The 26,285-nt window shown below is 42.8% G+C and carries 30 protein-coding genes, 1 tRNA gene and 2 riboswitches; of the genes, 26 read left to right on the forward strand and 5 right to left on the reverse strand.

From position 1 onward, the window contains the following. Window positions 1-96 precede the first annotated feature (96 nt). Window positions 97-168 (reverse strand) — tRNA-Gln (locus AAEO50_RS17380). 492 nt (window positions 169-660) lie between these two features. Here AAEO50_RS17380 and comGA point away from each other — a divergent pair. The 9 genes from comGA (at window position 661) to AAEO50_RS17425 (ending at window position 5,308) form a co-directional block, all read left to right on the forward strand. Then, a complete protein-coding gene (gene comGA / locus AAEO50_RS17385) occupies window positions 661-1,701 on the forward strand; it encodes a competence type IV pilus ATPase ComGA (RefSeq protein WP_341985623.1) in 1,041 nt (346 codons plus the stop codon). Beyond that, complete coding sequence (comGB, locus tag AAEO50_RS17390) at window positions 1,685-2,707, forward strand: competence type IV pilus assembly protein ComGB (RefSeq protein ID WP_341985585.1); 1,023 nt, start codon at window positions 1,685-1,687, stop codon at window positions 2,705-2,707. Before comGA ends, comGB begins: the two co-directional genes overlap by 17 nt. Further along, a complete protein-coding gene (comGC, locus tag AAEO50_RS17395; RefSeq protein WP_341985586.1) occupies window positions 2,707-3,051 on the forward strand; it encodes a competence type IV pilus major pilin ComGC in 345 nt (114 codons plus the stop codon). Before comGB ends, comGC begins: the two co-directional genes overlap by 1 nt. Next, window positions 3,038-3,493 (forward strand): competence type IV pilus minor pilin ComGD, encoded by a 456-nt coding sequence (comGD, locus tag AAEO50_RS17400; RefSeq protein WP_341985587.1) that lies wholly within the window; start codon window positions 3,038-3,040, stop codon window positions 3,491-3,493. The genes comGC and comGD overlap by 14 nt, the downstream gene beginning before the upstream one ends. After that, window positions 3,477-3,794 carry a hypothetical protein gene (locus tag AAEO50_RS17405; protein WP_341985588.1) on the forward strand — a complete coding sequence of 106 codons (318 nt, stop codon included), beginning with the start codon at window positions 3,477-3,479 and terminating at the stop codon, window positions 3,792-3,794. The genes comGD and AAEO50_RS17405 overlap by 17 nt, the downstream gene beginning before the upstream one ends. Continuing rightward, window positions 3,772-4,221, forward strand: a complete 450-nt coding sequence (gene comGF / locus AAEO50_RS17410) for a competence type IV pilus minor pilin ComGF (protein WP_341985589.1) — start codon at window positions 3,772-3,774, stop codon at window positions 4,219-4,221. The genes AAEO50_RS17405 and comGF overlap by 23 nt, the downstream gene beginning before the upstream one ends. Window positions 4,222-4,330: 109 nt before the next feature. Then, window positions 4,331-4,570, forward strand: a complete 240-nt coding sequence (locus AAEO50_RS17415; RefSeq protein WP_341985590.1) for a hypothetical protein — start codon at window positions 4,331-4,333, stop codon at window positions 4,568-4,570. Window positions 4,571-4,576: 6 nt separating this feature from the next. Continuing rightward, window positions 4,577-5,074 carry a shikimate kinase gene (locus AAEO50_RS17420; protein ID WP_341985591.1) on the forward strand — a complete coding sequence of 166 codons (498 nt, stop codon included), beginning with the start codon at window positions 4,577-4,579 and terminating at the stop codon, window positions 5,072-5,074. A gap of 51 nt (window positions 5,075-5,125) precedes the next feature. Next, entirely contained in the window at window positions 5,126-5,308 is a 183-nt protein-coding gene (locus AAEO50_RS17425; protein ID WP_341985592.1) for a YqzE family protein, read from the forward strand. 44 nt (window positions 5,309-5,352) lie between these two features. Here the strand turns inward: AAEO50_RS17425 and AAEO50_RS17430 are convergent, their stop codons facing one another. Then, window positions 5,353-6,144, reverse strand: coding sequence for a YqhG family protein (locus AAEO50_RS17430; protein WP_341985593.1), 792 nt, complete (start codon window positions 6,142-6,144; stop codon window positions 5,353-5,355). After that, on the reverse strand, window positions 6,113-7,813 hold the full coding sequence (locus AAEO50_RS17435) for a DEAD/DEAH box helicase (RefSeq protein WP_341985594.1): 1,701 nt from the start codon (window positions 7,811-7,813) through the stop codon (window positions 6,113-6,115). The genes AAEO50_RS17430 and AAEO50_RS17435 overlap by 32 nt, the downstream gene beginning before the upstream one ends. A 177-nt stretch (window positions 7,814-7,990) precedes the next feature. Beyond that, window positions 7,991-8,082, forward strand: a riboswitch (glycine riboswitch). 3 nt (window positions 8,083-8,085) lie between these two features. Next, a riboswitch (glycine riboswitch) is annotated at window positions 8,086-8,164 on the forward strand. Between the two features lie 151 nt (window positions 8,165-8,315). Here AAEO50_RS17435 and gcvT point away from each other — a divergent pair. The 3 genes from gcvT to gcvPB are packed head-to-tail and all read left to right on the forward strand — an operon-like array spanning window position 8,316 to window position 12,249. Beyond that, on the forward strand, window positions 8,316-9,419 hold the full coding sequence (gene gcvT / locus AAEO50_RS17440; RefSeq protein WP_341985595.1) for a glycine cleavage system aminomethyltransferase GcvT: 1,104 nt from the start codon (window positions 8,316-8,318) through the stop codon (window positions 9,417-9,419). An 18-nt stretch (window positions 9,420-9,437) separates the two neighbouring features. Beyond that, window positions 9,438-10,784 carry an aminomethyl-transferring glycine dehydrogenase subunit GcvPA gene (gene gcvPA, locus AAEO50_RS17445; protein WP_341985596.1) on the forward strand — a complete coding sequence of 449 codons (1,347 nt, stop codon included), beginning with the start codon at window positions 9,438-9,440 and terminating at the stop codon, window positions 10,782-10,784. Next, window positions 10,777-12,249, forward strand: a complete 1,473-nt coding sequence (gene gcvPB, locus AAEO50_RS17450; RefSeq protein ID WP_341985597.1) for an aminomethyl-transferring glycine dehydrogenase subunit GcvPB — start codon at window positions 10,777-10,779, stop codon at window positions 12,247-12,249. Before gcvPA ends, gcvPB begins: the two co-directional genes overlap by 8 nt. A 212-nt stretch (window positions 12,250-12,461) precedes the next feature. Here gcvPB and AAEO50_RS17455 read toward each other — a convergent pair whose 3' ends face one another. Continuing rightward, a complete protein-coding gene (locus AAEO50_RS17455) occupies window positions 12,462-12,845 on the reverse strand; it encodes a rhodanese-like domain-containing protein (RefSeq protein WP_175991066.1) in 384 nt (127 codons plus the stop codon). A 199-nt stretch (window positions 12,846-13,044) separates the two neighbouring features. On the opposite strand from AAEO50_RS17455, the gene AAEO50_RS17460 reads away from it, so the two are divergent. The 3 genes from AAEO50_RS17460 to AAEO50_RS17470 all read left to right on the forward strand — a co-directional run bounded on the left by AAEO50_RS17460 (window position 13,045) and on the right by AAEO50_RS17470 (window position 17,942). Further along, window positions 13,045-13,881 carry a biotin/lipoate A/B protein ligase family protein gene (locus tag AAEO50_RS17460; protein WP_341985598.1) on the forward strand — a complete coding sequence of 279 codons (837 nt, stop codon included), beginning with the start codon at window positions 13,045-13,047 and terminating at the stop codon, window positions 13,879-13,881. A gap of 347 nt (window positions 13,882-14,228) precedes the next feature. Further along, a complete protein-coding gene (locus AAEO50_RS17465; RefSeq protein ID WP_341985599.1) occupies window positions 14,229-16,796 on the forward strand; it encodes a vitamin B12-dependent ribonucleotide reductase in 2,568 nt (855 codons plus the stop codon). 264 nt (window positions 16,797-17,060) lie between these two features. Beyond that, on the forward strand, window positions 17,061-17,942 hold the full coding sequence (locus AAEO50_RS17470) for a patatin-like phospholipase family protein (RefSeq protein WP_341985600.1): 882 nt from the start codon (window positions 17,061-17,063) through the stop codon (window positions 17,940-17,942). A gap of 28 nt (window positions 17,943-17,970) precedes the next feature. Here AAEO50_RS17470 and AAEO50_RS17475 read toward each other — a convergent pair whose 3' ends face one another. Then, window positions 17,971-18,342, reverse strand: a complete 372-nt coding sequence (locus AAEO50_RS17475) for an SA1362 family protein (RefSeq protein WP_341985601.1) — start codon at window positions 18,340-18,342, stop codon at window positions 17,971-17,973. Window positions 18,343-18,655: 313 nt separating this feature from the next. Between AAEO50_RS17475 and AAEO50_RS17480 the strand changes: the two genes are divergently transcribed. From AAEO50_RS17480 to spoIIIAG, 11 genes are all read left to right on the forward strand, one after another. After that, window positions 18,656-19,216 (forward strand): YqhR family membrane protein, encoded by a 561-nt coding sequence (locus tag AAEO50_RS17480; RefSeq protein ID WP_341985602.1) that lies wholly within the window; start codon window positions 18,656-18,658, stop codon window positions 19,214-19,216. Window positions 19,217-19,307: 91 nt separating this feature from the next. Next, a complete protein-coding gene (aroQ, locus tag AAEO50_RS17485) occupies window positions 19,308-19,754 on the forward strand; it encodes a type II 3-dehydroquinate dehydratase (RefSeq protein ID WP_341985603.1) in 447 nt (148 codons plus the stop codon). Window positions 19,755-19,758: 4 nt separating this feature from the next. After that, window positions 19,759-20,823, forward strand: a complete 1,065-nt coding sequence (locus tag AAEO50_RS17490) for a Xaa-Pro peptidase family protein (protein ID WP_341985604.1) — start codon at window positions 19,759-19,761, stop codon at window positions 20,821-20,823. A gap of 40 nt (window positions 20,824-20,863) precedes the next feature. Continuing rightward, window positions 20,864-21,421 (forward strand): elongation factor P, encoded by a 558-nt coding sequence (efp, locus tag AAEO50_RS17495; protein WP_341985605.1) that lies wholly within the window; start codon window positions 20,864-20,866, stop codon window positions 21,419-21,421. A gap of 221 nt (window positions 21,422-21,642) precedes the next feature. Then, entirely contained in the window at window positions 21,643-22,566 is a 924-nt protein-coding gene (spoIIIAA, locus tag AAEO50_RS17500; RefSeq protein ID WP_341985606.1) for a stage III sporulation protein AA, read from the forward strand. Continuing rightward, the gene (gene spoIIIAB / locus AAEO50_RS17505; RefSeq protein ID WP_341985607.1) at window positions 22,567-23,082 is read left to right on the forward strand and encodes a stage III sporulation protein SpoIIIAB; all 516 of its coding nucleotides are present in this window, start codon (window positions 22,567-22,569) and stop codon (window positions 23,080-23,082) included. Window positions 23,083-23,166: 84 nt separating this feature from the next. Then, window positions 23,167-23,373, forward strand: a complete 207-nt coding sequence (gene spoIIIAC, locus AAEO50_RS17510; protein ID WP_341985608.1) for a stage III sporulation protein AC — start codon at window positions 23,167-23,169, stop codon at window positions 23,371-23,373. Window positions 23,374-23,387: 14 nt separating this feature from the next. Continuing rightward, window positions 23,388-23,780 (forward strand): stage III sporulation protein AD, encoded by a 393-nt coding sequence (gene spoIIIAD, locus AAEO50_RS17515; RefSeq protein WP_098151200.1) that lies wholly within the window; start codon window positions 23,388-23,390, stop codon window positions 23,778-23,780. 23 nt (window positions 23,781-23,803) lie between these two features. Beyond that, window positions 23,804-24,997: a stage III sporulation protein AE gene (gene spoIIIAE / locus AAEO50_RS17520; protein WP_425383219.1), complete on the forward strand. Its 1,194-nt coding sequence runs from the start codon at window positions 23,804-23,806 to the stop codon at window positions 24,995-24,997. A gap of 13 nt (window positions 24,998-25,010) precedes the next feature. After that, the gene (gene spoIIIAF, locus AAEO50_RS17525; RefSeq protein WP_341985609.1) at window positions 25,011-25,631 is read left to right on the forward strand and encodes a stage III sporulation protein AF; all 621 of its coding nucleotides are present in this window, start codon (window positions 25,011-25,013) and stop codon (window positions 25,629-25,631) included. Continuing rightward, window positions 25,621-26,271: a stage III sporulation protein AG gene (gene spoIIIAG / locus AAEO50_RS17530; protein ID WP_341985610.1), complete on the forward strand. Its 651-nt coding sequence runs from the start codon at window positions 25,621-25,623 to the stop codon at window positions 26,269-26,271. Before spoIIIAF ends, spoIIIAG begins: the two co-directional genes overlap by 11 nt. The last annotated feature ends 14 nt before the right edge of the window (window positions 26,272-26,285 follow it).

The raw sequence follows: 26,285 nt of genomic DNA on the forward strand, positions 1-26,285 counted from the left end.
GTCATAAGTCAAGCCACCCAAAAAGGCAAAAAACGCCTTTCCGGGTGGCTCGTCTTATGCTTGTCGCCTCTGAACAAAGCCCTTACGCTTTTAATACTGGGCTAGCTGGATTCGAACCAACGCATGTCGCAGTCAAAGTGCGATGCCTTACCGCTTGGCTATAGCCCATTGCTGTTACTACAAGAGATAGTATGAGTAATTAGAAGGGAATATATACAATGCTTTTCAAAAATTTTAGTAGTCGAGTATGGAGCGTGGCAGTTGAGATTGTTTGCAGGTTCAGATTAGAATAATTCTTAATAGATCATAAAATTTAAAAATGGATCGTATCTATTTTTTTGAAATGGATCATAAATCACATAATTACGCAGATTTCAGTGTTTTTAAGCCCTGTACTTTCTGAACATGCCGCGAAATAAATTGTATACAATCTATTCAAATAGGGTTCAGCAGTAAATCAACCTCATTTCCTCCATAAACCCTCACAATCCCTGACGAAAAAACCTCTCGCTTATCAGCAAAAAAATAATTCAACAAACTTCAGTTGAAATCTTAAAAAAATAAAGGATTTTGTAAACTTTTGTCGTATATATTATTTATAGAATCAGAAAGGTGGTGCCAATCACGATTTATCAATCGATAGAATCTCTGTCGGAAATCATGCTTAAAGATGCACTATTAAATGATGCATCCGATATTCACCTCATTCCAAAGCTCAATGATTACTACATCCAGTTTCGTAAAATGGGTGTGCTGTCTCCATTTCAATCGATTCCTCTGGAACAGGGGGCAAGGTTGATCGCCCATCTGAAGTTCATGGCTTCCATGGACATCGGAGAAAAACGCAAACCGCAAAGCGGTTCCTACAACACGATCATCCGAAACTCTCCCGTCTCCCTCAGAATATCCACCTTGCCAACCAATCATCTAAAGGAAAGTCTTGTCATCCGGATACTTCCCCAGAAGCTAACTGTTCCACTCGAAAAGATGTCCCTGTACCCTTCTTCAGCCAAAAAACTTCTTGCCCTTCTCATGTATTCCCACGGCCTCATCATTTTCACGGGTCCGACCGGCAGCGGAAAAACCACTACCTTATACTCGCTTGTCCATCATTGTTCATCCGGCCTCAACCGAAACGTAATAACCCTGGAAGATCCAATTGAAAAGGACCATGAGGATATGGTACAGATCCAAGTGAATGAAAAAGCGGGGATTACGTATTCAACTGGATTGAAAGCCATCCTGAGGCATGACCCTGATATCATCATGGTCGGCGAGATAAGGGATAAGGAAACGGCTGAAGTCGCGATCCGCGCCGCCCTCACAGGACACCTGGTCCTCACCACGCTGCACACTAAAGACGCAAAAAGTGCTGTATACAGACTTATGGAGTTGGGAATCCATTGGCATGATATCCAACAGACTTTGATCGCAGTGTCTGCTCAAAGACTCTTGAAACTTAATTGTCCTGTGTGTAATTCAGAGTGCGGCGGGACCTGTACTGGCGATGAAGTGATGAAAAGAGCTTCGGTGTATGAAATTGTAACAGGGAGCGCATTGAAAGAAGTCATTAAAGAAGCGAGGGGAGAGGAGGCGATGTATCAGTATCCTACTCTTCGGACATTGATCAATAAGGGGGTGGCATTAGGATTTGTTCCAGAAACTGAGTACCGGAAGTGGGTTCATGAGGAAGAGGGATGACCAGGGAAAGTTGCTGAAAAGAATCGGTGATCTTCTTCTTAAGGGATACTCATTTTCAGAAGCAATTGATTTTTTACTGGTCTCGGGCAGGAGTGGTCCTGAAAAATTAAAAAGGAGCATCATTCATTCTTTGCAAAAAGGTGAATCTCTTTCTTCGATATTTGACAGACTGCTCAAGGTGCCGAGTCAGGTATCAGCACAAATTTTTTTCGCTGAACACCACGGACAGATGGGCACGACCTTAGTAGAAGCAGGGCATTATCTCATCAAAAAGAATGAGGAAAAACAAAAGATAGTAAAAATCATTCAATATCCAGTTCTTTTGGTGATTGTCGCTATTCTATTGATGGTGCTCCTGCACAAGGTTTTGTTTCCTCGTTTCCAGGCATTGTACAGTTCGATCGGTTATGACGAGACCACAAGTATTAGATACTTAGTGTTGTTTATTGAAAATTTCCCCATCTATTTTTTTGTCTTGCTGCTCATTCTCACCTTTGTATCTTTCTTCTTATTCATGTTAAAAGATAAATTATTTCAAGTGAAACATGTGCTCCTTCTTTCTAAACTGCCGCTTCTATCCTTGTTTATTAAACTTGGACATACACATTTTTTCGCTCGTGAATTCAGCTTTCTCCTCAGAAACGGTGTATCCATCACAGAGTCATTGATCATAATCGAAAAGCAGTCATACCGTCCGGTTTTCCAGTACATTTCAAAAAGACTATTACGAGGATTGAGGGAAGGGGAGACTCTGCACGAATGCATTTCTAAGATTCCACTTTTTAAGGAAGAACTTTCTTTTGTCATAGCGCACGGGCAAACGAATGGAAGGCTTGCTGATGAACTGGAGATGTACAGTGAAATCTGTTTTACGGAACTTGAAGAGAAAGGTAAACGGATTCTAACGTACATCCAGCCCACGATATTTGCCTTCGTCGGACTTTTCATCATGCTCATCTATTTTTCAATCATGTTGCCGTTATTCCAAATGATGCAAGGTATCTAATGAGAGAATTTAAGGAGGAAACACTATTGAAAAATGAAAAAGGATTTACCATGATCGAAATGATGATTGTCCTTCTTGTCATTTCTGTCCTGTTGTTTGTAACGATCCCGAACGTGACCAGTCAAAGCAATAAAATTAATTCAAAAGGATGTGAGGCGTTCATAACCATGGTGGAGGGACAGGTTGAGGCTTACAAGATGGATAAGACAAATACGGAACCGGTCAGTATGGCAGTGTTGGTGACTGAAGGATATTTAAAAGATGAATACCAAAAATGCCCTGATGGAAATACGTTGACCATTGATGCGGAAGGGAATGTAGTCGAAGCGGTTGCAGGAAATTAAAAGGGGGCTGCTTGCTCAAAAAGGCTTTACGTTTATCGAAATGCTTATGGTCCTATTAATATTCTCGGTCCTTTTATCTTTCGCAGCGTTTTCCTCAGAACCCATGAAGGAACATGCAGAAAAAACCTTTTTCATTTCACAGCTTCACTCCGACCTCTACCTCATACAAAGCCAGAGCTTCTTCACCCAAAACTCTATCACCTTAGTGTTTTATCCTTCTTCCAACAAATATGTCGCCAAAGATTTTTATGGAATGACGCTGGTTTCCAGAGAACTTCCCCCAGGCATACAAATTTCTGAAATCAACAGGTGGAATGAAATTATATTTAATCCGACAGGAAATACGAACAGATTCGGACCAGTTTATTTCAATAGTGAAGATTCTACAATCAAACTATCATTTCAAATCGGACAAGGAAGGTTCTATGTACAAGAATTCTAAAGGTTTTTCAATTCCGGAAAGCCTGATCGCTTTTAGCTGTTTCATGATGATAATGGCTGTTTTTCTCCCTTACAGCATCAGAATGATCACAACATTGGAAGAAAAACAGCACAGGGTGGAGGCTTTCAAATTTCTTCAGGAAGGAATAGAACAGGCGGTTGTGACGAAGGAATACAAATCCAGGATCAGAACCTTTGAGGGGATTGTCTATACTTTGAGCTGGAAAGGAAGCGATAACAAGAACCCCTGCGTGTCATATGAAAAGGAGAGTGGTTCTCATGAAATTTGCTTGTCTGAATAACAAGGGATTTACATTATTGGATGCAATGCTCTCTTTTTTGGTGTTTTCAATCATTTCACTTGGTTTTCCTCTGGTCATTAAAGGATTTGAAACCATCCAAAAAGAAAGTGTCCCCCCGAGATATTATGAGTGGAATTTGTTCAGTCAAAGCTTGAGAACAGAGCTGAGGGGAGGCAGCAACTTCCTGATTTCATCCGGAGCCGTTTCTTATGTCAGCCGAGGGGAAACGATCAATTATGAACGATATCAAGATTCCATTCGGAGACAAGTGGATGAACGGGGACATGAGGTGGTGCTGCAAGGGGTGGATTCGTTTGAAATTTCAGAGGTTCCGCAAGGAATAAGGATTGATGTTATTTTTGAAGAAGGAGAGATTGTTGAAAGTGAGTTTTATTATTACAAGGAAAAAGCTCCGCAGCTACCTTAATCATAATGGTTTCTTACTGCCTTATTCTTTGATGCTGTTAATGATCGTATTGATGGCGGGAGTTTCCTCCACGAGCCTTTTTCTAAGCAAGTACCACTATTTAACCAATATGGGTAAAGTATATGAACGAAATGCGAGCATTGCACATAGTGTACTTCTCGGTATTGAAAATAGTACGGTTGGTAAGGTTGAACACACAGGGGTTTATGGGATGACAGAAACGATCACCGCTCAGCTGAATGAACAGGAAATGATTTTGGATATAACTTTTCAATCTTCCGATAAGGTTTTTCAGCCAGTCTCAGTTGTGTATAATAAGGAAACAAAACACATTATAGATTGGAAGTAGTTTGCGATGCCGATTTTTTTGACAGGTTTCATGGGAGTGGGAAAGACAACTGTTGGTAAACGACTCGGGGAGCTTCAGCAGCTTCCGGTCATCGATATGGATCATTACATTGAAGAAAAAGAAGGCATGAAGATTAAAGACATTTTCAGTGAAAAAGGCGAATGGCATTTTCGCTCGATTGAAACAGCAGCATTGAAGGACTTAATGAAGGTGGAAGCGGTCATTACAACGGGGGGAGGGATTATTGAAAGATTAGAGAACAGAGAGATGCTTGCAGCCGTACAGACCGTGTTCCATCTTTTCTGTTCCTTTGAGGTTTTGTGGGAACGGCTGGAGGGAGACTCCGAACGTCCCCTGGTCCAAAAGAATTCGATGGACGGCTTACTTGAATTATACAACCGCCGTTTGCCCCTTTATAGAAATGTCAGTAAGATCGAAATCGATACTACGTATAAAACTATCGATGAAACGATAAGTGAATTGAAGCGTAATCTCACTTCCTGATTAAATTCAGACGTGGTGGATATACTGATAAAAGCGGAAGGTGGTGCTTTTGTGTCAGTAAATGATTACGTGAAATTCATAACTCAAACATTTGTTCAGCATTATGATAAATCCCCCCATGAAAGAAAATCACTTAAACATCAAAGAAAGAATGAGCGCCCCCCATTTTTATTCAGGTGGTTTGGCGTCCTGCCTTATGCGTTCATGGTTTTGTTTAAAAAGAATAAAAAATAGAAAACCGCCTCTGTATTGTATAGGGCGGTTTCCTTGTGATTAAATTAGTGTGCGTGACGTAAGTAAAAGATACCCCCATTGATGATGTCAATCGAGATTTTTGGTTCATACTGTTCTTTTAATGCCTGTTTTTCCAAATGATAAGATTCAGGCTTCTCCTCATGATCTCCATAGAAGTGACTCAGCAGCTCCAGGTCCTCTTCCCATCTTTTCCGTGCTTCCTCCGCCCAAGTGAACGACTCTTTTTCAATTCCTTGCAGAATAAAACTTTTAATGCGATTTATTCCGCTCCGGGGCTTGATGATCGGCGTCAATGTAAATGAAAAATCAGGGATTTTCGGAGTCAGTTTTCTGGATAACAAGTAATCATGAAAGTCTTCCTGGATATGGCCATTGATTAAATTTAGGCCGATACTTTGGATGCTGTCTTTTTTCAGGTTCGTTACATGAGAAATCTTTATATTCAGTCCCAGCCATGGATGAAGCGGTACCTGTTGTTCATTACCATTCATTCGCTCTTCATAAAGGCGGATGTAGCCTGCCAGATTCCTGGTGGACCGGAATATCTGATGCAGCCGTGGAGAGCCGAAGTGTATGAGCTCACCCTTGAAGTCTTCAGGTGTTTTTTCTCCATTGGTCACCAATGACAGTGTCATGGGGTTGGGGATACCACCGGTTTTCTCCAGGTAGTGCCAATAAAAAGGGCGATTCATCAGTTCTTTATCCAAATCGATTGTCAACTGCACGGTCATATACCCATCACCGTTTGAAACAAGTTCGCAGCCGTTTGCTGTAAAATAGCGTTCAAGAAATTGATGAATTTCGTTCTGCTGCATTCGCTCGTTCCTCCTTTAGTTCTTCAGCAAATTGAATCATGCTAGTGAGGTTTTCCATTTTTATTTTAAGTTCTCCCTCTGTCTTTGAGGAAGAAAGTATATCTGTAACATGCTCTTCAAAGTCTGTAAAATCCAAACGTGTCAGAATCTCATCAAGCTGACCAATCACTCTTTCGAATAGGTTTATTTTTTCATATAGCAACTTCAATATATGTTCTTCTACTGTATCCCGAGTGGCAAAATTATAGATATGCACATCTTCGGTCTGACCTAAACGATGTACACGGCCAATCCGCTGCTCAAGACGCATAGGATTCCAAGGCAGGTCGAAATTTATGACATTGTGGCAAAATTGAAGATTGATCCCTTCGCCCCCAGCTTCTGTTGCTATCAGGACTTGTGCATGATTCTGGAAAAGCTGGCGCATCCAATCTTTTTTACCTCGTTTGAAACCGCCTCTGAAAGGGACGGAAGTGATGCCATGCTGCTTTAAAAACCACTGCAGGTACAATTGGGTGGCACGGTATTCCGTGAAAATGATGACTTTATCATCGATTTTCTGGATAAGTTCCAAGGCTTTCTGAGCTTTGGAATTCATCGTCACATTTTCTACCTTTTTCATAAGCGCTGCAATCGTGTTCTCGAATGCTGCAGAAGGACTTTCTTTTTTCTCCAGCATGTTTTTGAGCGTATAAAATACTGACTCCCTGCTGCTGCAGGCTTCACGCTGCAGGGTGAGGAGAGAAAAAGAACTGGATGTGACCCAGTCATCATAGCTGCCATTCAACATATTGATGCTGTTGTATAAATCTCGTTCCTGTTCATTGAAGTCAATGAGTATCGTTTTAACATGACGCTTTGTCCACTCGATGCCGGTATCACTTCTTCTATTACGGATCATCACTTTATTGATAAGATGATTTAAGTTTTCATCATCATGAACCGTCCTGTCCCCCTTTTTGTAGCGGTCGGTAAAGCCGGTTTCATTTCCCAGGTGTCCGGGTTTTAAAAGAGAAACCAGATGGAAGATTTCTTCTATCCTGTTTTGGATAGGGGTGGCGGTGAGCAGTAAACAAAACTTTTTCTTCAGGTTCTGGACAAATTCATAGTTTTTGGTTTTGTGATTTTTCAGTTTGTGAGCTTCATCGATGATGACAAGATCATAATCCTGTTCATATACTTTTTCCCGGTGAGGACTTCTTTTGGCCGTGTCCATGGAGGAAACGACAATATCACATTGATCCCAGACATAGCTTTTGCGCTGGGGGACAGCGGGAATAAAGAACTTGCTGTTTAATTCATAAGCCCATTGCGAGACCAATGAAGCAGGGACAAGGATCAACACTTTTTTCACGAGTCCCCTAATCATGTATTCTTTCAATATGAGACCGGCTTCAATGGTTTTTCCGAGTCCGACTTCATCTGCGAGAATGGCTTTGCCATTCATTGTTTCAACTACCTGCCTGGCGGCTTCGAGCTGGTGGGGAAGCGGGGTGACGTTTGCCAAATGTTTTGGTGCCTGAAGCCCTTCAAAGTTCGGGATTGCCAAATGCTGCTCGCATTCCACTGCAAGCTTATACAGTTCCCAATTACCCCAGGGACCATCATTGTTTATTAAAGTGTCCAGGCCTTCGCCCCACTCCTCGTTAAATAGTACATCAACGTTCATGTGAAAAACATCTCCTTATTTAATAGAAAAATGATTGCTCAAAACGAATAATTAATGGTAGGATGAGAGTAGATTACCTAATGTTTTGAAAACTATAATAATCCGAACATTCACATCAATAACATTTCTACTGTATATACTTCTAGTATGACCAAATGTTACAAGGAATATTGGCGAATGATAGCAAGGGGAGAGACTGTAACAAACAGCGCCGAAGGAGCAAACATCTCATGTGTGAATCTCTCAGGCAAAAAGACTCTTGCTGGACGCAGCTCTGGAGAGTGCTTCCTTATGGAAGCCACCAAAGGGGAAAGCCGTCTTACCGGTAAACTTTCAGGTGAAAGGACAGAGAAACTTCTTTTGGAAAAAGGGGTTTTTCTGTCCTTTTTTTCATGCGCAGAAATGCAGGGTCTTATGAATTCTGACAGCAAATGAAGCGCAGATATTTGGAGACGGGAAGCGGACAGAAGAAAAATCTTGATGAAAATAAGGGGGAAGTCTAATGGCAGAATTAAAGCAAACACCTCTATATGAAGTGTATAAAGAATATGGAGGAAAAACGATTGACTTCGGAGGCTGGGCTTTACCGGTTCAATTCTCAAGTATTAAAGAGGAGCACGAAGCGGTCAGAACCCGTGCCGGTCTTTTTGATGTGTCTCATATGGGAGAAATTGAAGTCAAGGGCGAAGGGGCTCTTGAATACTTACAAAAGATGATGACCAATGATGTGTCCAAAATAAAAGACGGCGGGGCTCAATACACTGCCATGTGCTACAACGATGGAGGCACAGTGGACGATCTCCTGGTTTATAAAATAAAAGATCATGACTATTTATTAGTAGTCAATGCAGCGAATATCGATAAAGATTATGAATGGTTAAAGCAGCATGAGACGGATGGGGTGGAAATCAATAATATTTCCGAGCACATGGCCCAGCTGGCGTTACAGGGTCCGTTGGCGCAAGACGTATTACAGCGATTGGCAGATAACCATTCTTTAAGTGATATCGGATTCTTTAAATTCCAAACCGAAGTGAATATAAACGGGCGGCATGCCCTTGTTTCACGCACCGGATATACCGGGGAAGACGGGTTTGAAATTTACTGTGACGCAAAGGATGCAGTCGGAATTTGGAAAGATATTTTAAAAGAAGGTGAAAAAGATGGGGTTCTCCCTTGTGGATTAGGGGCCAGGGATACCCTTCGTTTCGAAGCGAACCTTGCATTATATGGACAGGAGCTTTCTAAATCGATTTCTCCGATTGAAGCTGGGATCGGATTTGCTGTCAAAGTGAACAAGGAAATACCATTTAACGGACAAGAGGCTCTAAAAAAGCAGAAAGATGAAGGAGCTTCAAGAAAGATTGTCGGTATTGAAATGATCGACCGGGGAATCCCGCGTCATGGATATAAAGTATTTTCTGGCGAAGAAGAAATAGGGGAAGTGACGACAGGTACTCAATCACCGACTTTAAAGAAGAATGTCGGGCTTGCTCTATTGAAAAAAGAATTCACTTCAGTGGATACAGAGGTTCAGGTGGAAATCAGAGGGAAAAAATTAAATGCAAGAGTAGTCCCGACACCATTTTATAAGAGAACAAAATAATAGGGAGGAATGACGGTCATGAAGCATCGTTATTTACCGATGACAGAGCAAGATCAAAGGGAAATGTTAGACAGCATAGGAGTAAAAAGCATCGACGATTTATTTGAGGATATTCCTGAGAAGGTTCGCTTTAAAGGTGAATACAACATTAAACTTGCGAAGTCAGAAACCGGCCTGGTAAAAGAACTGACAAAAATGGCTGCAAAAAATGCAGACTTGAAAAGTCATACATCTTTCCTTGGGGCGGGTGTATACGATCATTATGCACCGATCATCGTGGATCATGTCTTATCACGTTCTGAGTTCTATACCGCTTATACACCATATCAGCCGGAAATCTCTCAAGGTGAACTGCAAGCGATCTTTGAGTTTCAGACGATGATTTGTGAACTTACGGGAATGGATGTCGCCAACTCATCCATGTACGATGGTGGAACTGCCTTAGCTGAGGCTGCCATGTTAAGTGCAGGCCAGACACGGCGAAAGAAAGTCCTTGTATCGAGTACAGTTCATCCTGAATCACGTGATGTATTAAGAACGTATGCGAAAGGTCAATACATCGATGTCGTGGAAATCCCGCAGGTCGACGGGGTAACCGATGTGGAAGAACTGAAGAAATTAATGAGCAGTGAAATCGCTGCTGTTATCGTTCAGTACCCTAACTTTTTCGGCAGAGTGGAGGAGCTGAAGGCGATTGAAGAGGTTGCTCACAGTGAGAAAGCGATGTTTGTAGTCTCCTCCAACCCTCTGGCTTTAGGTGCACTTACACCACCTGGGAAACTGGGAGCTGACATCGTAGTCGGTGATGCACAGCCTTTTGGAATTCCAAGTGCTTTCGGGGGGCCTCACTGCGGTTATTTTGCAGTAAGTAAAAAGCTGATGCGCAAAGTGCCGGGCCGTCTGGTCGGTCAAACGGTCGATGAAGAAGGGCGAAGAGGATTTGTATTGACCCTGCAGGCACGCGAACAGCATATCCGTCGAGATAAAGCGACTTCCAATATCTGTTCAAATCAGGCCTTGAACGCCCTTGCAGCTTCTGTAGCGATGACTGCACTTGGTAAACAAGGCGTGAAAGAAATGGCACTTCAAAATATCCAGAAAGCTCATTATGCGAAAGAAGCATTCAAGAAAAATGGATTTGAGATTGCATTCGATGGTCCTTCTTTTAATGAGTTTGTAGTGAAAGTAAATGCTCCTGTAAAAGAAATCAACAAACAGCTCCTACAAAAAGAAATAATCGGAGGCTATGATTTGGGTCTTGTCGATGAAAGCTTGAAACATCACATGTTGGTTGCCGTTACGGAACTTCGCAGCAAAGAAGAAATTGATGCATTTGCACAAGAATTGGGGGATTGTCATGAATAACAAACAAGATCAGCCTCTTATCTTTGAATTAACGAAAGAAGGCCGTGTGGGCTACAGCCTGCCTGAACTTGATGTCCCGGAAGTAGAAATTTCAGAGTTGATCCCTTCCGATTACATCCGTACGGAGGAACCTCAATTACCGGAAGTATCTGAACTGGATATCATGCGTCATTATACCGCATTGTCCAAGCGAAACCATGGGGTTGATTCAGGTTTCTATCCACTTGGATCATGCACGATGAAGTACAATCCAAAGGTGAATGAAAACGTGGCGAGATTGAATGGATTCGCCCATATCAATCCGCTGCAGGAACCTGAAAGTGTGCAAGGGGCCCTGGAGTTGATGTATGACCTTCAGGAACACCTGAAAGAGATCACCGGCATGGACGAAGTGACCCTTCAGCCGGCAGCAGGCGCTCACGGTGAATGGACGGGTCTGATGATGATTCGCGCATATCATGAAGCAAACGGGGACACGAACCGTACAAAAGTCATCGTGCCTGATTCCGCCCATGGAACTAACCCGGCAAGTGCGACAGTTGCAGGATTCGAAACGGTGACAGTTAAATCGAACGAAGACGGTTTGGTGGACCTTGAAGATTTAAGACGTGTAGTGGGTGATGATACGGCCGCTCTTATGTTGACGAACCCTAATACATTGGGTTTATTTGAAGAAAATATTCTGGAAATGGCCGCGATCATCCACGAAGCCGGCGGTAAACTGTATTATGATGGTGCAAATCTGAATGCTGTGTTATCAAAGGCAAGACCAGGGGACATGGGATTTGACGTCGTTCACTTAAACCTTCATAAAACCTTCACTGGGCCGCACGGCGGCGGAGGACCCGGAAGTGGTCCGGTCGGAGTGAAAGAAGACCTGATCCGTTATCTTCCAAAACCGGTTCTTGTGAAAAATGGCGATCAATTTGAATTTGATTACAATCGCCCCGATTCAATCGGCCGCGTGAAACCTTACTATGGAAACTTCGGCATCAACGTCCGTGCGTATACGTATATCCGCACGATGGGGCCGGACGGGTTAAAGGCTGTAACGGAAAATGCCGTCCTTAATGCAAATTATATGATGAGAAGATTGGCGCCTCATTTTGATCTGCCGTACGACCGCCACTGCAAACATGAATTCGTCATCAGCGGGAAACGTCAGAAGAAGCTGGGCGTACGTACGCTTGATATTGCGAAAAGACTTCTGGACTTCGGTTATCATCCGCCTACGATCTACTTCCCGTTGAACGTGGAAGAGTGCATGATGATCGAACCGACAGAAACAGAATCCAAAGAAACATTGGATTCATTCATCGATGCGATGATCCAAATCGCAAAAGAGGCAGAAGAAACACCTGAAATCGTCCAGGAAGCACCACATACAACTGTAGTCAAACGAATGGACGAAACCCTTGCAGCAAGAAAACCGATCCTTCGCTACACACCGGAGGCGGCGCAGTAACACGTTAAAGCACCGAGGGACGGGCGTTTAGCGCAGTAAAGTATAAAACAAAGAAAGGATTGCCGCCCCGGCAATCCTTTTTGCATTAAAAAAGTATACTTATTCTTTGCTGGAGACTCGGGGTCATAAGCCAAAAACCCCAAAAAGGCAAAGAACGCCTTTCCGGGGTTTCCGTATTATGCTTGTCGTCTCCAAACGAGCGACCGCTTTTCTTATTTTTTATGCTTGATCTTACCTGTCCACTTTTTAAATCCGCCCTGAAGCTGGTGAAGATCGCGGTAGCCCTTGCGGCGAAGCATCTGGGCAGCACGTGCACTTCTCATGCCGCTCTGGCAGTACAAGTATACAGGCTGATCATTGCGGATCTCTTTTTGTCTCATTTTCATTTGGGAAAGTGGGATATTGCGGGCACCAAGGATATGACCATTGTCAAACTCATTGGATTCGCGCACATCGATCAGCTGAGCTTTCCGGTAACCGGCTTTAAACTCTTCCTCAGTCAATGTGTTGACCACTCTTTTTTGATTGAAGTACGTAAAAAGGGAATAAGCAATTATTCCTCCAAGTACGACTAGTAGAATAAATAAACCATCCATCTTGCTTTCATGCTCCTTTCTGCAAATGCACTATCTACTATTATATTCATGATTAACCCCAGAATCAAAAGAAATTTACTATTTGCTGAAAAGAGTTTCCAATCTGTTTTTCTTTGTTTTTGGATAAGTATTTGGTAGACTAGTAACGGATTGAATACATAGTATTTTTAAAAGCTGATAAATAAACGAGGTATGTCATATGTCAAAAGAAACATGGAGATTCATCGACTCAGGCAATTGTTCTCCTTCATATAATATGGCGCTCGATGAAGCGCTGCTCGACTGGCACAGTGAAGGGAAGATCCCTCCGACGATCCGTTTTTACGGATGGGATCCTGCTACGCTCTCTGTGGGTTATTTTCAAAAAGTGGAAAAAGAAATCAATATGGAAGCTGTTAAAGAACACGGATTGGGCTTTGTACGAAGACCGACCGGAGGAAGAGGGGTTCTTCACGATGAAGAGCTCACGTACAGTGTCATCGTCTCTGAGGATCATCCAGAAATGCCTAAAACCGTAACCGAAGCATACAGAGTCATTTCAGAAGGAATTCTAAAGGGATTCCAAGCTCTCGGGCTCGAAGCCTACTTTGCTGTTCCAAAAACACCTGAAGAGAGGGAGGGATTGAAAAATCCTCGATCCGCCGTCTGCTTTGATGCACCAAGCTGGTATGAGTTAGTAGTAGAAGGCAGAAAAGTTGCCGGCAGCGCCCAGACACGCCAAAAAGGGGTCATCCTCCAGCACGGATCCATCCTTCTTGATTTGGATGAAGATAAGCTGTTCAGCCTGTTTAAGTATCCATCGGAACGGGTAAAAGAGCGTATGCAAAAAGCGTTTAAAAATAAAGCCGTTGCCATGAACGAGATTTCTGCAGAGAGAATTACGATGGATATGGCCCGTGAAGCGTTTAATAAAGGCTTTGAAGAGGGGTTGGATATCAATCTCGAACCATATGTCCTATCCGATGAAGAAACACAATATGTAGAAAGCCTGGCCAAAACCCGATATGAATCCGATGAGTGGAATTTCAAACGTTAAAAAAAAAACGTTAGGAAAAAGCGATGCGTGTCGCTTTTTTCCTGTTTTACCAACTATTTCTTAAGATGAAAGTTTGGCAACTCTCAAATTAATAGAATTCCGTTTAAAATAGGAATATTATCTATGAGATGCTCCGGTTTTCTATTATTTTCTGCTTATTAGAAGTTTGACAAATAAATAAAAATCTGACCTCAACACAATATATGGTGTGTCGAAAAATATATTACACACCATATATTGTGTTTATTTATTGATTTTAGAATGAGCATGTGATAACGTATTAATTGCTAAAGTAAAACAAGCTAATTATCATTCATGAAATATTTAAGGTAGAAGGAGCTGTCTGTATGACTGTTGCGTCGAAAAAAACAATGACACTGAACAAAGAAAGATTGAATCAGGATATTGGATTGTTCCCCCAAGTGCATCCTATCACCCCGGATATGAAAACTACACATAAAGGTGTATCCCGCCTGGTTATGATTGACCGTTATTCTTTCAAAGACACTGAGAAGATTACTCTATCAGAAGGCGACTTCGTCGTGTTGACAATCAAAGAAGATCCAAAATTCCCGGCTCGCGGATTAGGCTATATCACATCCATTGATTGGGAAAACAAAAAAGCGGATGTCTGGATCGAAGAGGAATACAGAAGTGCGATCGATAAGCCCCGGGAGATAGAAACCGGCACTGTCACACGCACGCTGGATGTCATAGAGAAGCCTTTGGAAGTCTACTATGAACAAATTGCAATGCGAAACGCAACAGGCTTGGCTGGCGTGGAAAAGACTCCTGAAAAGAAGAAAGAGTGGTTTGAAAAGTTCTATCATGAACTGGTCAATCTGAATTTCGTACCTGCAGGACGTGTGTTATACGGAGCGGGGGCAGGGACGGATGTAACCTACTTCAACTGTTACGTGATGCCATTCGTAGAGGACTCCCGGGAAGGGATCTCCGAGCACCGCAAGCAAGTCATGGAAATCATGAGCAGAGGCGGCGGTGTCGGAACGAACGGATCGACCTTGCGTCCCCGCAATACCCTGGCAAAAGGAGTCAACGGTAAATCATCCGGATCTGTATCGTGGCTTGATGATATCGCAAAATTGACTCATTTGGTTGAGCAGGGCGGATCAAGGCGCGGGGCTCAAATGATAATGTTAACGGATTGGCACCCTGATATCATCGAATTCATCATCTCCAAAATGCAAAACCCGCGTATTCTGCGCTATCTGCTTGAGAATACAGAAGACGAGAATATCAAAAAAGCGGCAGAAGAAAAACTGAAATTCACTCCTCTGACAGAGCAGGAAGAAGCAATGTACCAAGGAATCCTAAATTACAGACAGATTCCTGGCTACGGCGGGTTTGATGAAAAAATCCTGAAAAATGCCGAGGAGAAATTACGGACGGGTGGTACATACAGTGTACATAACCCTGAATTCCTGACAGGCGCCAACATTTCTGTCTGCCTGACAAGTGATTTCATGAATGCAGTCGAGAAAGATGAAGAATATGAACTGCGCTTCCCTGATGTAGAAAGTTACGATGCCGAGCAAATGAAGTATTATAATGAAGAATGGCATAACGTCGGGGATGTACGCGAATGGGAACAGCTCGGATATAAGGTAAGGACATATAAAAAAATCAAAGCAAAAGAACTTTGGAATCTGATCAACGTATGTGCCACTTATTCAGCAGAACCAGGTATTTTCTTTATCGACAATGCGAACGATATGACCAACGCTAAAGCATATGGACAAAAAGTCGTGGCTACCAACCCTTGTGGGGAACAGCCCCTCGCACCATTTTCAGTCTGCAACTTGGCAGCAGTCAACCTTGCACAATTCGCAGACAAAGAAACGAAGACAGTCGATTTTGAAAAACTGAAAAAAACGGTTGAAGTTGGCGTCCGCATGCAGGATAACGTCATAGATGCAACACCATACTTCCTTGAGGAAAACAAGAAGCAGGCTCTTGGTGAACGCCGTGTCGGTTTAGGTGTGATGGGACTTGCGGATCTTCTTATCTATTGTGAAAAAGAATATGGATCTGAAGAAGGGAACAAGCTTGTCGATGAAGTCTTCGAAGTCATCGCGACAACGGCTTACCGGGCTTCCGTAGAACTTTCGAGAGAAAAAGGAAGCTTCCCGTTCCTGACAGGTGAGACGGAAGAAGAGACCGAAAAGCTGAGAAAAGCTTTCATCAATACTGGCTTCATGAAAAAGATGCCTGAGGATGTACGCGAAAGTATCCTTGCGCATGGAATCCGCAACTCCCACTTACTCACGGTTGCACCTACTGGATCGACCGGAACGATGGTTGGGGTATCGACCGGGCTTGAGCCGTACTTCTCCTTCACTTATTACAGAAGCGGACGTCTTGGCAAATTCATTGAAGTGAAAGCGGATATCGTGGAAGATTACCTGAAACGCAATCCTGAAGCCGATGCAAATAACCTGCCGGAATGGTTCATTTCTTCCATGAATCTTGCTCCGGAAGCTCATGCAGATGTTCAGTGCGTCATCCAGAACTGGATCGACAGCTCCATTTCCAAAACGGTAAATGCGCCAAGGGGCTATACCGTGGAAGAGGTTCAGAAAGTATATGAAAGACTGTACAAAGGCGGTGCGAAAGGCGGTACAGTATACGTCGACGGAAGCCGTGACTCGCAGGTACTGACACTCAAAGCGGAGGAAAACAGCTTTGATGATGAAGAAGAGGTAAAGCAAGAAGTGAGAACGGAAAAGAAACCGATTGTGCTGCTTGATACGATCCAGGACGTACGTTCAACGGATGTCACGATCGGATCTGAAGTAGGAAATACATGTCCGGTATGCCGGAAAGGTACCGTAAAGGACATGGGCGGCTGTAATACATGTACCAATTGTGGCGCACAGCTTAAATGCGGACTATAAGATTGATGTAAAAGGAGAGGAGATTTTTCCTCTCCTTTTTTGTGTCCAGCTCCGGCGGCTAGAGGCTCGAGTTCATAAGTGAAGCAAGCCAAAAAGGCAAAAAACGCCTTTCAGGCCTTGCTCGCCTTATGCTTGTTGTCCCTTGACGAGCCGCCTCCGCTTTTCTCAGTGCGTAATGGACAAATAGCCGCTGAACATTAAAGGTTCTAAATGCCTTCCTTCACACTTAAAGATGTATAAACAGCTTTGAAGGAGTGAGAGCCTGTGGACATCGATGGGGTATTTTCTGGCGGGGGGGTCAAAGGGCTCGCCTTGATAGGTGCTTATCAGGCAATTGAAGAAAGAGGGCTGCGGTTTAAGCGGGTGGCAGGTACAAGTGCAGGTGCCATTGTAGCCGCTTTTATTGCAGCTGGATACTCAAGCAACGAGTTAAAGGATATTATGGAAGAAGTGAGTATCAAGAAGTTATTGGATACCAATGCAGCTATATCAATTCCTTTTATTAAATGGTTCAGAATATATTATCGGTTGGGTTTGTACAAGGGAGCAGTGCTGGAAAATTGGATTGAACAGAAACTTAAAGCAAGAGGAATATACACATTTGCAGACCTTCCTGAAAAGTCTCTGAGGGTCATCGCTTCTGATTTATCCAATGGAAGGCTGCTTGTTTTGCCTGATGATTTAGAGGAATATGGGATTGCACCTGAGACATTTCCCGTTGCCCGCGCCATCAGAATGAGTGCAAGTCTTCCATACTTTTTTGAACCTGTGAAACTGCGTTCGCTGGAGGGTATCAGTCTGCTGGTGGACGGAGGAGTGCTCAGCAACTTCCCGATGTGGCTTTTTGACAGAGAAAATGTAAAAAAAATAAGGCCTGTCATTGGAGTGAAATTGAGTCACAATTCAATCGAACGCCCCAAGAACAAAGTGAATAATGCGCTAGAGCTGTACAGTGCCCTTTTCCAGACGATGAAAGATGCACATGATTCACGTTATATATCCAGAAAGCATGAAAAGAACATCATTTTTATACCGACTGAAGGGGTGCAGACGACTGAATTTGAATTATCGAAAGAAAAAAAGATTGAACTGTTTCAAATGGGGAAATATCAGGGAGAGCTTTTCCTTAAAAAGTGGACCTACTAGAGTTCATAAAAAACAATCGGGCACTCTTTTAAAAGGAGGCCCGATTGTTTTTTTTATTCTTTTTTCCTTCAATGACCGTTAAGTTTGCATTTGATTTTTTACGGGTGGTACGTTTTTTTGACAACGGAGAAACAGTTGTTTTAGGTGTCTTAGCGGTTGATTTCTTCTTTAATCTCTTTTTGGATTGTTTGGCTGCTTTAAGAAACGCTCTTTGTTCGTTGCTGCCAGCACCACGTCTACGGCTGAACCATCTACGATAGATGAAGTAAATGATGCCGATGACAGCAGCAGTGACGAGTATTTTCCGAAGAAGCCCAAGGGGATTTTCCACCAGCCACGATCCTAATCCTACAATCGCTAATATGATCAAGGTGAATACCATGATATTGCGAGCGTTCAACAAAGCCACCTCCTTACGATTCAATCGTTCTTTACCTTTATATTAGTATTTTAGACAATTTGTATTCATTTTAATCGTCATTATGGAGAGATTTTAAGTGTGGGGGTTTTAAGGATATAGTAATCATATTCACTTAATCATAATCCAATAAACATTGATAAGGCATCTCATCCGTTTGTAATTGAAATAATGTTCCTTACTATATATTTTACTAAAAATTCTCAAAAAGAGCCAGAACCCGGTACCGAAATGTTGTGGAATTATATGCAAGTGTTTGCTTGATTGGGACATACTATGAACGGAGGTGTTCAAGATGTCCGAAGAGAAACTACGAAACGACAAAAAGGAGAAGGGAGATCAGTCCAATCCCGAACTTGAGCAAAATCAAAGCGAGAAGCCGATGTCATTCATAGGAATGGTTATGATGACCGGATTTATAGGCGGTTTATTATGGAGTTCGATTGCGTACCTTTGTTATTATTTTTCCTTTACCGAACTCGAACCAAATATCATTTTCGAGCCCTGGGCAGCAGGGGATTGGAAAGACCGCTGGATAGGTATCGCTCTCTCGATTATTGCTTATGGCATCATTTCCATTGGAACGGCACTTGTCTATTATGCGGCCCTTCGCAAGTTTAAATCGATGTGGATAGGAGCGGGATATGGAGTCGCATTATTTCTAGCTGTATTCTTACTATTAAAACCTCTCTTCCCAAGCATGAAGTCCTTGACCGCAATCGATTATCATACTTTGATTACCACGGTATGTATCTATATTCTTTATGGTGTCTTTGTAGGATATTCGATTTCATATGAAGAGAATGAGCTTAGGCATCAAGAGCAAAAGGAAAAGTCAGGGGAAGTAGTTCAATAACCAACTCGTTATCAGATAATTTAGTAGGTACAGGTATAAGGTTTATGTTAGAATGTTCATGTTGAACATTCTATTTTTTTAGGGGTTATCTATGAAAAAGATATTATTATTAAACGGCCCGAATTTAAACAGATTAGGAAAACGTGAACCTGAAATCTATGGTCACACTACCCTTCAGGAATTAGAAACGGCACTGAAGGAACAGGCAGAAGAAAAAGGCTATCAGTTACTATCGGCTCAGTCGAATCACGAGGGTGATTTAATTGAACATATCCACAAAGCTGAGGATGAAGGGTACGGAGGCATCATTCTGAATCCGGGTGCTTATACACATTACTCCTACGCTTTAAGAGATGGGGTAGCTTCTGTATCGGTACCTGTCATCGAAGTCCACATTTCGAATATCCATCAGCGTGAAAGCTTCAGGCATCATTCCGTCATAGCAGCGGAAACGATCGGTCAGATCGTCGGATTTGGGCTTTATGGATATGAATTAGCCTTGGATGCAATCATTAATTACATAAAAGGGAGAGTGTAAGGGGATGAAGATTGAAAGATTACGCAAAACATTTTCTGAAAGCGGTATAGACGGGATGTTGATTACTAGTACATACAATCGTCGTTATATGACAAACTTCACCGGTTCTTCAGGTGTAGTATTGTTATCAAAGGACAAGGCATTATTTATCACAGATTTCCGATATACCGAGCAGGCGGCGGAGCAGGCAGCGGATTATGAAATCGTCCAGCACACTGGTCCCATACAGGAAGAAGTAGCAAATCAAGTCGCTAAATTAGGGATTGAGAAGCTCGGCTTCGAAAAAAATTATATGACATACAGCGCTTATGAAAGCTATCAAAAGGTACTGGAAGCTGAACTTATCCCTGTAGCCGGTACGATTGAAAAGTTACGCTTGATTAAGACACCTGAAGAGCTTAAGATAATTAAGGATGCAGCAGACATAGCGGATGCAGCATTCAAGCACATATTAGATTTCATCAAACCGGGTGTGACAGAGCTCGAAGTGTCGAATGAATTAGAGTTCTTCATGAGGAAAGCGGGAGCCGCTTCTTCATCTTTTGATATCATAGTGGCATCAGGAAACCGCTCTGCACTGCCTCATGGGGTAGCCAGTGATAAAGTCATCGAAAAAGGTGATTTTGTTACATTGGATTATGGTGCATACTACAAAGGATATTGTTCTGACATGACGCGTACTTTATCTGTTGGGGAGCCAAGTGAAAAGCTGAAGGAGATTTATGATGTCGTCCTTCAATCCCAGCTTCTGGCTATGGAGAAAATCAAGCCTGGTATGACAGGGAAAGAAGCAGATGCGATTGCTCGCGATTACATAACAGAAAAAGGTTATGGTGAATGCTTCGGACATAGTTTAGGACATGGAATCGGTCTTGAAGTACATGAGGGCCCTGGTCTGTCTTCTCGTTCTGAAGTAGTACTTGAGCCTGGCATGATTGTAACGGTTGAACCGGGGGTATACGTACCTGGGGTCGGCGGTGTGCGTATTGAAGACGATACACTCATCACTGAGGATTCCAATGAAACATTGACACACTCAACTAAAGATCTAATCATTCTACCATTTTAGACCTTTAAGCATGGTCTAATTGACAATAGGAGGAACAAACATGATTTCAGTAAACGATTTTCGTACAGGCTTAACGATCGAAGTGGATAATGGAATTTGGAGAGTTATGGATTTCCAACATGTTAAACCGGGAAAAGGGGCAGCATTTGTCCGCTCTAAACTTCGTAACCTGCGCACAGGTGCAGTGCAGGAAAAGACTTTCCGCGCTGGTGAAAAAGTAGCAAAAGCTCAAATTGATAACCGCAGAATGCAATACCTGTATGCCAATGGTGACATGCATGTATTCATGGATAATGAAAGCTACGAGCAGATCGAATTACCGGCAGCTTCCATTGAGTATGAATTGAAATTCCTGAAAGAAAACATGGAAGTTCAAATCATGATGTATGAAGGTGAGACTCTTGGCGTCGAACTTCCGAATACAGTTGAACTGGCTGTGACAGAAACTGAACCTGGAATCAAAGGAGACACAGCTTCTGGCGGATCTAAACCTGCAACAGTCGAAACAGGATTAGTCGTGAACGTACCTTTCTTCGTAAACGAAGGGGATACACTCGTCGTCAATACAACTGACGGCACATACGTATCACGCGGCTAAAATCATATGTGAATACAGAACTAAAAGCCTGAACAGAGTTAACTCTGTTCAGGCTTTTTTCTTTTTTTGGTTCTTTACTGCTTTAATGCGTCGAGGGACGGGCCTTTTAATTCTGTGTCATATTCTATTTTCATTAGAATACATTGTATTATCTGGGGGCTTGTACGCGGTTATTGCGATTCAGTCTCAAGTCCTGTGGAAATAGATGAGGAGGTACATTCATGCAAGAAGTTCTAGCCCTGCTACCCAGCACAATATCTGAAAGAATCCTTTCCCTTCCACAAGAAATTCTGGATACAACCGAAGAAATCAGAGTCCGTACGAACAGAGTATTGGAAGTCACGGCAAGAGGGAAACCCTGCTTTCTTCCATACACAGTTACACCTGAAGATTCTGAACAGCTGATAAATAAATTATCCCATCATTCTTTTTATACACTTGAGGAAGAACTCAAAAGAGGTTATATCACTATAGATGGAGGACACAGAGTGGGACTTGCCGGAAAGGTGATTTTAGAGGCGGGCGCCGTGAAGGGGATCCGGCATCTGTCGTCTTTTAATATCCGGATTGCGAGGCAAAAAATCGGAATCGCTCAGCCGCTCCTGCCTTTCGTTTACAGCGGGACCTGGAAGCACACGATGATCATCGGCTCTCCGCAAACCGGAAAAACCACACTGTTAAGGGATCTCGCGAGAATCATCTCTACAGGTGACCCTGTCAAAAATATTCCTCCCTATAAAGTGGGGATCGTAGATGAACGTTCCGAAATCGCAGGCTGTGTAAATGGGGTTCCGCAGTTATTATTTGGTCCAAGAGTCGATGTCCTTGACGCGTGTCCAAAAGCTGAAGGTATGATGATGCTCATACGTTCAATGAGCCCCGATGTCCTGATCATCGATGAAATAGGCCGGGTGGAAGACGGCCAGGCCATTCAAGAAGCCGTCAATGCAGGAATAACTTTAATGATGACAACTCACGGGGCATCTTTGGAAGAAGTAAGAAAGAGACCTGTCATCAGGGATATTATCGAGCTTCAAAGCATTGAAAGATTCATTGAGCTTAATAGGGGAAAAGAGCCTGGACAAGTGTCTGAAGTTTGGAATGAGCATGGAGAATCTCTTTTGAATAAAGTGAGTGTGACGTAAATGATAAAAATTTTAGGTGCGATCTTCATTCTTCTCTCGACTTCATGGGCCGGATTTGAAGTCTCGAAGTATCTGACAGAAAGACCCAGACAACTGCGGATGCTTAAAGTGGCACTTCAGTCTCTAGAGGCTGAAATAACCTATAGTCATACACCTCTCCATGAAGCCACCAGAAAAATATCAAAGCAGCTTCAAAAGCCGGTCTCCTGGTTTTTTGAAAACTTCTCTAAGAAATTGACAGAACAGGAGATTTCCGTAAAAAAAGCCTGGGAAGACAGCCTTGAGGAAGTTTGGAAACTGACTGCATTTAAGTCAGGAGAATACGAAATACTGAAGCAGTTCGGCGAAAACCTTGGGAAACATGATTTAGTAACACAGCAAAAACACATTCACCTGGCTTTAAAACACTTGGAAAGAGAAGAAACAGAAGCGGTCGAAAGACAGAGGAAATATGAAAAAATGACCAAAAGCCTAGGGTTTTTATCAGGTCTTCTTCTTATCATCCTGCTCCTTTAACGCTTGAAAAGGACAAAAGCCAGTGGGGCATATGTCCCTGTTTAACCCACAGTGTGCGAGTTGAAGAAATCGGGAGGGGAAATTATGGGAATCGATGTGGATATCATTTTTAAAATAGCAGGGGTGGGTATTGTCGTCGCCTTTTTGCATACCATCTTAGAGCAAGTCGGAAAAAAAGAATACGCACAATGGGTAACACTATTTGGCTTTATCTATATCCTTTTTATGGTCGCATCTATCGTGGATGATTTGTTTCAAAAGATCAAATCGGTGTTTCTATTTCAAGGTTAAAGGGGGAGTCAGCGATTGAGATTATCCAAATTGTCGGTATCGCGCTTGTTTCCACCTTTCTTGCATTAATCGTAAAAGAACAAAAGCCAAACTTTGCGTTTTTGCTCATCGTATTTGTCGGATGTTCCATTTTTCTATTTTTGATCGACCAGATTTATACCATTATCCATATGCTGGAGAAGCTTGCGGCAAACGCAAATGTAAATCTCGTCTATGTTGAAACGATCCTGAAAATTATCGGCATCGCTTACATAGCGGAATTCGCTTCTCATATCACGAAGGATGCAGGTCAGGGAGCGATCGCTGCCAAGGTTGAGCTCGCTGGTAAGATTTTGATTTTGGCAATGGCCGTGCCAATCCTGACAGTCATCATTGAAACAATCATCAACATGATTCCAACCGGATAAGAGAGGATGAAGAGGTGGGGAATTTGCAGCTATTAAATCGAATACTCGTCATAGCACTGATGTTCATTCTCATGGGGACCTCTGCAGGACATGCCGAGGGAAACAAAGAACAGCATGATCCCGGTTTGCAGCAGCAGGTCATAGACCATCAGCTCGAAAACTTGGGGATTGATGAATTAAAAGGGTTTTGGACAAGCATCGTGGATCAATATGGTGGGTATCTACCGGAGAGTCAAAAAGGAAGCTTGATGGACTTCATCCAAGGAGAGAAGGAATTCTCCTTAAAAGCCTGGTTCAGCGGTGTGCTGAAATTCGCGTTTCAAGAGTTGGTGATGAACGGGAAGCTTCTTGGAACTTTGATCCTGCTTACCATTTTCAGTATGTTTCTTCAATCGCTGCAAAACGCCTTTGAGGGCGGAAATGTAAGTAAGGTGGCATATGGGATCATCTTTATGGTATTGATCATCATCGCTTTAAATAGCTTTCACGTAGCAATCAATTATACTCAGGAAGCGATTTCGACCATGATCAACTTCATCATCGCCCTTATTCCTTTACTTCTGGCATTGATTGCATCGTCAGGCGGTGTGGTATCTGCAGCCTTTTTTCACCCGGTCATCCTGTTCCTCATGAACACAAGCGGACTACTGATTCAAAATGTCGTCCTTCCGCTCTTATTCCTTTCCGCTCTCTTGAGCATTGTCAGCACCTTGTCACCTCATTACAAAGTGACACAGCTCGCCCAATTATTACGTACCTGGAGCATCGGGCTGCTTGGTGTATTCATGACAGTGTTTCTCGGAGTCATATCGGTGCAAGGGGCAACTGCAGCTGTCACCGATGGTATCACGATCCGTACAGCTAAATTCATTACCGGAAACTTTGTCCCTGTCATTGGAAGAATGTTTACTGATGCGACCGATACGGTCATCAGTGCTTCGGTTCTTCTAAAGAACACTGTGGGGATTGCAGGAGTAGCGATCGTACTTATCATTGCAGCATTTCCCGCGATAAAAATCCTGATGATCGCATTTATTTACAAGCTGGCCGCAGCACTTCTCCAGCCGCTTGGGGGCGGCCCGGTGATTGAGTGCCTTGATACAATCGCGAAAAGCGTCATCTATGTGTTTGCAGCCCTGGCCATTGTATCTTTCATGTTCTTCTTGAGCATTACCGTCATCATTGCAGCCGGCAACATAACCATGATGGTTCGATGAAGGAGGGAGAGACATGGCATTTCTAACCGAGTGGATCACCAATATTATCGTATTTGTGCTGTTGGCAACCGTCATCGACATGCTTCTACCAAGTTCGAATATGCAAAAATACGTAAAAATCGTGACGGGATTATTATTAATCACGATCATCCTCACTCCATTATTGAAGCTGATGACCGCTGATGTTGATGCAGTCGTGGATTCATTTCGTTTAAATGGAACTTCTCAGAATAATTCTGTAGAAAATTTAATAGAAATGAAGAAAAAAGAAATACAAGCCTCACAACGTGCATATATTTTAGAACAGATGGCTGTCCAAATGAAACAACAAGCTGAAAAGGAGTTGATGGAGAAAAGCGGAAAAGTCATTGAGAAAGTGAGCATAACAGCAACAGATTTGGAAAACATCCCAGATAGTATCACAGAAGTGACGGTATATCTCTCTGCAAAAGAAGAGAAAGACGCAATTGAAGCCGTCCGGAATGTGGAGATCGATACGGGAGATAAGACAAGAGCAGAGAAGACAGATGAGAATGTGTCCCTGGTGACCTCCTTACTAGCAGAAAAGTGGAATCTTTCACCTGAAAAAATAATCATAGCAGAAGGGGGGACGGGAAACGAAAATGAACTTTAGCAAAGGACCCGTAAATCTAATAAAAGAATGGCTGTCAAAAGAAAACGCTCAATCGCCTCCGGAAAACAAAAAAGGAAAAAAGTTTCAGTACTTTTTGATCGTTCTGTTACTCGGGGTCGCCTTCATGCTGATCAGCGATCTGTGGAAAAACGAACCCAGTGTAGCTGTTGATCAGAACCTTCAGGAAGAGGCGAAAGAAGATATCCCTGCTTTCGGAACGAATAAAAGCAAAGATTCTCCAATGCGGAGCTATGAGGACCAATATGAAAACCAGCTTAAAGAGGCACTTGATCAAATCGTCGGAGTCAGCGACGCCCTCGTGGTGGTCAATGTAGGAGCCTCCGAGCAGAAAGTGTATGAAAAAGATGGGAAAACTCAGTCCCAGCATACTACCGAAGAAGACAAAGCAGGTGGAAAAAGATCGATTGAAGAAAAATCCAGCGAAGAACAGGTGGTCATCATACAGGACGGTGAAAATGAAGTACCCGTCATCAGTGAAACAAGAAAACCTAAAGTCAGCGGAGTCCTTGTTGTAGCAAAGGGTGCCGATAACATACAAATCAAAAAATGGATTTTAGAAGCTGTTACCCGCGTTCTGGATGTACCGGTTCACCGGGTATCGGTTCTACCTAAAGATTAAGGGGGAAATAATAG

The organism is Rossellomorea oryzaecorticis, assembly GCF_038405515.1.
GTDB classification, from domain to species: Bacteria; Bacillota; Bacilli; order Bacillales; family Bacillaceae_B; genus Rossellomorea; species Rossellomorea oryzaecorticis_A.

What these genes read in the sequence shown, in the direction of transcription:
- spoIIIAF (WP_341985609.1), top strand. Translation starts at nt 25,011, where the DNA reads ATGGCATTTCTAACCGAGTGGATCACCAATATTATCGTATTTGTGCTG.
- comGC (WP_341985586.1), top strand. Translation starts at nt 2,707, where the DNA reads ATGAGAGAATTTAAGGAGGAAACACTATTGAAAAATGAAAAAGGATTT.
- spoIIIAG (WP_341985610.1), top strand. Translation starts at nt 25,621, where the DNA reads ATGAACTTTAGCAAAGGACCCGTAAATCTAATAAAAGAATGGCTGTCA.
- aroQ (WP_341985603.1), top strand. Translation starts at nt 19,308, where the DNA reads ATGAAAAAGATATTATTATTAAACGGCCCGAATTTAAACAGATTAGGA.
- gcvPB (WP_341985597.1), top strand. Translation starts at nt 10,777, where the DNA reads ATGAATAACAAACAAGATCAGCCTCTTATCTTTGAATTAACGAAAGAA.
- AAEO50_RS17435 (WP_341985594.1), bottom strand. Translation starts at nt 7,813, where the DNA reads ATGAACGTTGATGTACTATTTAACGAGGAGTGGGGCGAAGGCCTGGAC.
- spoIIIAA (WP_341985606.1), top strand. Translation starts at nt 21,643, where the DNA reads ATGCAAGAAGTTCTAGCCCTGCTACCCAGCACAATATCTGAAAGAATC.
- AAEO50_RS17490 (WP_341985604.1), top strand. Translation starts at nt 19,759, where the DNA reads ATGAAGATTGAAAGATTACGCAAAACATTTTCTGAAAGCGGTATAGAC.
- gcvT (WP_341985595.1), top strand. Translation starts at nt 8,316, where the DNA reads ATGGCAGAATTAAAGCAAACACCTCTATATGAAGTGTATAAAGAATAT.
- AAEO50_RS17415 (WP_341985590.1), top strand. Translation starts at nt 4,331, where the DNA reads ATGGGTAAAGTATATGAACGAAATGCGAGCATTGCACATAGTGTACTT.
- AAEO50_RS17460 (WP_341985598.1), top strand. Translation starts at nt 13,045, where the DNA reads ATGTCAAAAGAAACATGGAGATTCATCGACTCAGGCAATTGTTCTCCT.
- spoIIIAC (WP_341985608.1), top strand. Translation starts at nt 23,167, where the DNA reads ATGGGAATCGATGTGGATATCATTTTTAAAATAGCAGGGGTGGGTATT.
- comGB (WP_341985585.1), top strand. Translation starts at nt 1,685, where the DNA reads ATGAGGAAGAGGGATGACCAGGGAAAGTTGCTGAAAAGAATCGGTGAT.
- AAEO50_RS17405 (WP_341985588.1), top strand. Translation starts at nt 3,477, where the DNA reads ATGTACAAGAATTCTAAAGGTTTTTCAATTCCGGAAAGCCTGATCGCT.
- gcvPA (WP_341985596.1), top strand. Translation starts at nt 9,438, where the DNA reads ATGAAGCATCGTTATTTACCGATGACAGAGCAAGATCAAAGGGAAATG.
- comGA (WP_341985623.1), top strand. Translation starts at nt 661, where the DNA reads ATGCTTAAAGATGCACTATTAAATGATGCATCCGATATTCACCTCATT.
- spoIIIAB (WP_341985607.1), top strand. Translation starts at nt 22,567, where the DNA reads ATGATAAAAATTTTAGGTGCGATCTTCATTCTTCTCTCGACTTCATGG.
- AAEO50_RS17465 (WP_341985599.1), top strand. Translation starts at nt 14,229, where the DNA reads ATGACTGTTGCGTCGAAAAAAACAATGACACTGAACAAAGAAAGATTG.
- AAEO50_RS17480 (WP_341985602.1), top strand. Translation starts at nt 18,656, where the DNA reads ATGTCCGAAGAGAAACTACGAAACGACAAAAAGGAGAAGGGAGATCAG.
- efp (WP_341985605.1), top strand. Translation starts at nt 20,864, where the DNA reads ATGATTTCAGTAAACGATTTTCGTACAGGCTTAACGATCGAAGTGGAT.
- comGF (WP_341985589.1), top strand. Translation starts at nt 3,772, where the DNA reads ATGAAATTTGCTTGTCTGAATAACAAGGGATTTACATTATTGGATGCA.
- AAEO50_RS17455 (WP_175991066.1), bottom strand. Translation starts at nt 12,845, where the DNA reads ATGGATGGTTTATTTATTCTACTAGTCGTACTTGGAGGAATAATTGCT.
- AAEO50_RS17420 (WP_341985591.1), top strand. Translation starts at nt 4,577, where the DNA reads ATGCCGATTTTTTTGACAGGTTTCATGGGAGTGGGAAAGACAACTGTT.
- AAEO50_RS17430 (WP_341985593.1), bottom strand. Translation starts at nt 6,144, where the DNA reads ATGCAGCAGAACGAAATTCATCAATTTCTTGAACGCTATTTTACAGCA.